This window comes from Shewanella sp. KCT, from assembly GCF_007636505.1.
GTDB lineage: Bacteria > Pseudomonadota > Gammaproteobacteria > Enterobacterales > Shewanellaceae > Shewanella > Shewanella halotolerans.
In genome coordinates, this window is the sequence record NZ_LVDJ01000037.1 from 1 (window position 1) to 2428 (window position 2428).

4 protein-coding genes are annotated in these 2428 nt (G+C 49.6%); all 4 read right to left on the minus strand.

All coding sequences use genetic code 11. The annotated features are described in order from the left end of the window. Positions 1 to 224, minus strand: a 224-nt coding sequence (locus AYI87_RS21115; protein WP_144204531.1) for a DUF935 family protein, incomplete at its 3' end; no start/stop codon positions are given. Then, on the minus strand, positions 224 to 1858 hold the full coding sequence (locus AYI87_RS21120; protein WP_260865205.1) for a hypothetical protein: 1635 nt from the start codon (positions 1856 to 1858) through the stop codon (positions 224 to 226). The genes AYI87_RS21120 and AYI87_RS21115, both read right to left, overlap by 1 nt. Positions 1859 to 1871: 13 nt before the next feature. Next, positions 1872 to 2042, minus strand: coding sequence for a hypothetical protein (locus AYI87_RS21310; RefSeq protein WP_186300695.1), 171 nt, complete (start codon positions 2040 to 2042; stop codon positions 1872 to 1874). Beyond that, on the minus strand, positions 2039 to 2428 hold a 390-nt coding region (locus tag AYI87_RS21125), incomplete at its 5' end, for a DUF3486 family protein (RefSeq protein ID WP_144204533.1). The genes AYI87_RS21310 and AYI87_RS21125, both read right to left, overlap by 4 nt.

The following is a 2428-nucleotide window of genomic DNA, read 5'->3' on the forward strand; positions in this document are numbered from 1 at the left end:
AAATCCCCCTGTTCTGCCAGCTGTAATAGACCCGCTAACTTAGCCGGGGTTAGGCCGCGACTGGGATGACTGGCATAGTGAGACTGCAGATGAGCGAGCCTAGCCCTGTCAGTTTGAGGCTGTGACAGCTGCTTCTCGCTCACCTTATAACGGGTGCCATTCTTGTCGGTAAGAGTGTCGGTATGAGTATCTTCATGAGTGTCGGTAGGAGTGGTTTCAGCCATTAGTAGGCTCCTTGTTCATAACTGCCTGCATAGAGGTCGTCATCGAGTTCGTCATCATCTCGGCTGGCCTTGCCTGGAAGTGGGGTGTATTCAATAGGTGCCCCCTCCATATACGATGCCCGGACGGCCATACATAAAGAAACGGCAAAGTCACCATGCCGCTTGCCTTTCGCCTTAATTGACTCCAGATCTGTCTTACGGCCTTTATCGATCGCGGGAATACCATTGACCAGTTTGATGTGCTGAAGATCATCCAGCACGTTTTGATGTCTGGGGATCTCAAGATTAAACGCCTCAAATTCCCCCTTCATTTTCGGCATCCATTCGTGATACCAGCTTTGTGAAAGGTTCACCTGATCGACCATCTCAACGCCGTATTGCAACGCAGCCTGCTCAGCCAAATAGCCACCATTACCTGTAGCATCAAAGGCCAGCCCCACTAGCCTTGGTAAGCGGTCGCAGATGTAAAACATCACCTGCTTTTGTTGCTCATAAGTGGTATCTCTGAGTTCAACCACAAAGGGGACACGCTTTCTAAGATCAGGCTTAATGGCTAGCGGGGTGAATACCGTCAAGTCTCCACGTCTAGCAAAGTCTTCACCAAATGCGTGGTTGTGTGCAGGCTTTAACTTAAGCAACTCTGGTTTTAGATGTTGCTCACACCAGTCTCTCACTTCTGCATCGCGCATCTCTGGCGTCCAACTCATAAAGTCTTCTGGTGCCTCAAAACGGTAAATAGGAATAGAACGGTCGGCGACCATCGCTGCTTCAATCAACACTCGATTGAGATAAGAACCACCTGATTTTTTAGGGATGCAACCATACTCTTCTTCGGCGCTCTCCTTGTTAGGAGCGTTTTTGTATAAGCCTTCACGCCATTCAACCTCGCCCGCCAACGTCCACTCTTGGCCGGTGACATAACAAATACGTTTATACAATCCATCGGCTATGGCTTCATCCAGGGTGATACGATGAACGCTGTAATCTTTACGTCCCTCTCTGGCATCATTTATCAGGCTATTAAAAAGATTATCGACACCATTATGGGTGCTAATTAACCTGACCTTATTGCCCCACATAGTCAGTGCCAGAGCGGCTTTAAGCAGCTCTTCAAGAGCCTCATGGAATGCTGCCTCATCAATAACCACGTCCCCTTGTAGACCACGAAGGTTAGAAGGTCTCGAACTGAGCGCCTGAATCTTGCGACCCGTTTTAGGAAAACGGATCATATAGGTGAGGATTTCTTCCTGCTTACTACTGTCCCAAAAGGTTTGCTCATACACATCAGCTTCGGCAAGCTGGTTGAATGCACGCGCAAAGAGCGCACAGGCGGCGATGTACTCCAGCGCCATCTCTTTTTTACTGCCCACGTAGAAAGTGTTACAACCACCACGTCGACGCGGCTTAGCGGCTTTAATCACGTTACGCCCAGCCTCTGCCCAGGTGAGACCTGTTCGACGGCTTTTTTCGGCGATCATGATTTGTGATTCATCCTCGAACCAGCGTTGCTGATAGGATAAAAACACCGGCTCATTAGCTGGCTGCGCGTCACTGATCTCCTGAGGGACATCGACACCAGCGAGTTCCATCTCCTCGGCCAAGTTAATCTTGCGCGGCTCAGAGATCGCCTTCATGTGTAAGCCACTTTTAGCCATGTTTCACCTCTGGCTTCCAAGGTACTCGATAAGCAAGCACCATCAGCAAAATAAAGAAAAACGCAAAGGAAGAAAGAGCAAAATTATCCAGTGATAACAGCATGAAATAGGCCAAGAACATGCCATAGAGATGGCAGGATAACCAATACGAAATCTTCATCATGCTTTCCCCAGCAAAATGCCGCGAATACGAGCTTCGAGCTGCTCACTCATACCATCTTCGCCACGTAACTCATCGGTAACAGCATTGGCCGCCTCTTCGGCAAACAGTTTACGGATCTCTTTTTCACGTTTGTGGCTGGCCATAGCAGCAGACTCCAAACGCTGCACAGCTAACATGGCTTCTTTAATCATGCCCACGTCTGCGGCTTCGCCACTTTCAGACTCATTTAACAGGGCTTTAAACAGCTGTGACCGCGCCATCTCTAAGATCAACTTGGTCACTTCGCCGGTTGGCTTATCGCCCAGCTCTGCCGTCCATACCTGAGTGATCTCACGCATCTCTCGCAGGCTCTTGCCCACGGCCTCCATCTTGGTGGCGTAGCGATT